The 3,508-nt window shown below is 58.4% G+C and carries 3 protein-coding genes; 1 reads left to right on the top strand and 2 read right to left on the bottom strand.

Going from position 1 to position 3,508, the window contains the following annotated elements; all coding sequences use genetic code 11:
• Positions 1 to 213: 213 nt before the first annotated feature.
• Both murJ and VM163_11000 read right to left on the bottom strand, forming a co-directional pair.
• On the bottom strand, positions 214 to 1,809 hold the full coding sequence (murJ, locus tag VM163_11005) for a murein biosynthesis integral membrane protein MurJ (protein ID HUT04407.1): 1,596 nt from the start codon (positions 1,807 to 1,809) through the stop codon (positions 214 to 216).
• Positions 1,810 to 2,030: 221 nt separating this feature from the next.
• Positions 2,031 to 2,474: a gamma-glutamylcyclotransferase family protein gene (locus tag VM163_11000; GenBank protein ID HUT04406.1), complete on the bottom strand. Its 444-nt coding sequence runs from the start codon at positions 2,472 to 2,474 to the stop codon at positions 2,031 to 2,033.
• A gap of 186 nt (positions 2,475 to 2,660) precedes the next feature.
• Here VM163_11000 and VM163_10995 point away from each other — a divergent pair, with 186 nt between their 5' ends.
• Positions 2,661 to 3,443, top strand: a complete 783-nt coding sequence (locus VM163_10995; protein ID HUT04405.1) for a sulfide-dependent adenosine diphosphate thiazole synthase — start codon at positions 2,661 to 2,663, stop codon at positions 3,441 to 3,443.
• The last annotated feature ends 65 nt before the right edge of the window (positions 3,444 to 3,508 follow it).

Raw genomic sequence — 3,508 nt, 5'->3', positions numbered from 1 at the left:
GCGCCCAATCTGCTCAAACTCTCTTTTGTCCGCAGATTACACAGATTACGCAGATTAACCGGAGAAGCTACACATGATACAAGCCGGACCGCCATCGAGCGAGAACTTCTCCACCCTACCGACCCATCCCCCTTCAATCTGCGCAATCTGTGTAATCTGTGGATGAATCCCTCCCAAGACTCAACTTAGCCTAGATTGCGAACACATTTGCTCTCACCGGCCTTCGCGCTTTCTGGTGAATGACGAGACTAAGAGCTTCAGCTCCTCGCAGCCCAAGAGCTTGCTGCATGATGCCAGTATCCCCACAGAGCCCGCAATAATCGCCGCCAGCTGCAAAAGCCGGTGTCCAAACGAGGCGCTGAAATCGTAGCCGACAAGAGCATATAGCGCAACGCACCCGAACGTCATGCCAGCCGCCGCAACGAGGGATTTGAGCATGGCCGCGATGTCGCCCGTTGCCAGCGACAGCGTCGTCCTTCTTCTGGCCAAGAACATCAGTAGGCCGAAGTTGATGAACGACGAGATCGACGATGCGAGCGCCAGACCCCCGTAGGCCAAAAACTGCATCAGGATGAGGTTTAGAACCACGTTGGAGACCAGCGCGACCGTCGCGACGACAACCGGCGTCTTGGTGTCCTTCTGGGCGTAAAAAACGGCGGCGATGGTCTTCACAGCGGCGAACGCAAAAACGCCCATCGCGTAGAAAAGGAGCGTGAACGCCACCGCATCAGTCGTTTCGCTCGTGAATGCGCCTCGTTCAAACAGCAGGTTCACAATCGGCCTGCGGAGGATGATGAGCCCCGCGGTCGATGGCAACGTGAAGAAGACAATGAGCCGCATTCCCAGCCCGAATGTTCTCTGAAACTCACCGGTGTTGCCTTGGGCGAAGAGTTTGGAAAGTTTCGGCAGAATCGGCGTCGCCACCGCTATTCCGAAGAGCGCCAGCGGAAGCTGCACCAGCCGGTTGGCGAAGAAAAGATACGAATTGCTGCCCGGAGCGAGAAAGGATGCGAGAAGCATATCGACGTAAGCGTTTATCTCGACGACCCCGAAGCCCAACATTGCCGGCAGCATCAACATGAGTATTCGACGAAATCCGGGATGCCTGAGCTTCAGCATTGGCCTGAAACTGAAACCTCGCCTGATGAGCGGCGGCGCCTGAAGCAACAGCTGTAGAACTCCGCCAACGATGACGCCGACCGCGAGCGCCCTGACCGGTTCCTTGAAATGGCCGGTCAGAAGCAGCGCGGAGCCGATGATTGAGACGTTCAGAAGGACGGGATAGAAAGCCCCAGACGCGAAGTGCCTCATCGTGTTCAGCATCGCCGCGCAAAGTGCCGTCAGGCAGACGAGGACAACGTAAGGGAACATGACCCTCAAAAGCCATGCTGTTAGCTCCGTCTTCTCTGTCCCGCCTGACTGCGCTGCCTCAGCCCAGCCGGGCACCTGTATCCTCAGAAACTCCGGGGCAAACACGATCGCAAGCGCCGTGATGGCAGTCAGAATCAAAAGCAGCGCCGTCAGCACGGTCCTGGCCAGGTCGAACGCCTCACGCCTGGACCGCTTCGTCAAATACTCGGAAAAAACCGGGATGAACGCTGCGTTGAGCGCGCCCTCGCCGAAGAGCCGGCGGAACAGGTTCGGTATCCTGAACGCCACCACAAACGCATCCAGCGAGGTCCCCGCAGGAAACAGGCTCGTTAGAATAACGTCGCGGATAAGGCCCAGTATCCTGCTCAGGAGCGTGCCGGCCCCGACGACCGACGCCGCCCGCGTTATCTCCGTGTCCCCGCTCGTATTCCTAGACAAGGTGTGCAGCTCCCATGAAGAGAAAACCCAACGAATCCGCCTCAAATCTATCAGCAAGGCCCGGATCCCGTCAATGATTGCTGGGTGTCCCAAAAACCAGATTGGAGGACGGCGGGCAACTGCTTTTTGGAGTGCGGCGGCTTGACGCCGCTTTCATTCGCGGTGGCTTGACACCACCCTCTGATAGATACCTACCTCGAACCTTGAAGCGGCCATCGCGCTCAGTCGGCGGTCTCGAGCGCCTCAAGCATGGCGATATATGTGCTGTCCAGTTGGTGGTAGCGAGCGCCGGTGATTATCTGCTGCATGTAAGCTTTGGAGGGCTTGAATAGGCCCTGCTCGGAGGCCTTGTAAGTGTATGCCTCGAGGACCTCGCCCGCCCGGAGAGTTATTTTGACGGTGATTCGCTCGTAGCAGCCGTCCGAGACGCCCTCGAATCCGTCGAGGCGCACAGCATCGTCATCCGTGATGTCATAGAGAGCGCCTTGCACGTGATCGACCTGCGCAGGCACGATGTCCGCCACGCCACCGTTTCGCGCCTCGGAAAACCTGGTGAATGCGAGACGATGCTCGGGCAAAATGGCCATCGCGATGGTGACGGCGCTCGGGCAGCGGTTGTGCATCTGCTCAAAGTCAAGGTTCGAGCCGTAGGCGAAATAAAACATAATTCACTCGAATCACGTGTATTGGCTCAGAAGACGCACGATTGCATCACAAAAGCCCCGAGTCCTTGCCTCTTGGTTGACTCCCAGCTGAACTCACGATTAGATTCAGGTTCCCAAAGCCAGCGGGCTTTGTCATTAGGGAAGTGTTGTAACATAAGAACTAACATAACTCAAGAGGGACAACCTATGAACAAGGGTCCGGTCGGGGTCTCGATCTCTCGAGCGATCGTCGATTCGTATTACGACCAGCTACAGCGCAGCCTTGCCAGCGACGTTGTCATTGCCGGGGCAGGGCCTTCTGGGCTCATGGCAGCCGTGGGGCTCGCGCGGGCGGGCCGCTCGGTAACAATAGTTGAGAAACGCCTCTCGCCCGGGGGCGGGATATGGGGTGGCGGCATGACGATGAGTAAGATAGTTGTTCGTGAAGACGCGCTCGGCATCCTCTCTGACCTCGGGATAGGATACAATGCGGCCAACGACGGCCTATTCGTGGCGGACGCGATAGAGCTCGCCTCCACGCTCTGCGCATCGGCCTTGAGGGCGGGAGCGAAGATGTTCAACCTGCACTGGGTGGAGGACGTATGCCTCGACAGTGGGCGGGTGACTGGTGCCGTTGTCAACAAGAGCACACTGGCCGAAATGCTACCAATAGACCCGCTCGTCTTTGGCGCGACTGCCGTCATCGACGCGACCGGCCACGACGCCGCCGTCGTCCAGACACTCAAGAGGCGAGGCATTCTGAAGCTTCCGGAGGGCCCAAGGCCTGACGGGACGGTTTTCGGCGAGGGCCCGATGGACATCGAGGCTGGCGAGAGGTTCGTTGTGGAGAAGACGGGGGAGATATTCCCCGGACTCTATGTGGCCGGCATGAGCGTCTGCACCTGCTTCGGCGGGCCGCGGATGGGGCCGATATTTGGCGGGATGCTGCTCTCGGGCAAGAAGGTGGCGAACATGATCCTGAGCGGGTAGCCCGGAATGTGCTGTTCATGGCTCACGGTGACGATCCACGAATCGCCCTCCCATTATGCCACTTA

The organism is bacterium (assembly GCA_035527515.1).
GTDB lineage: Bacteria > B130-G9 > B130-G9 > B130-G9 > B130-G9 > B130-G9.
The sequence above is the reverse complement of the archived record's forward strand: the minus strand, read 5'-3'. Positions and strand labels throughout refer to the sequence as shown.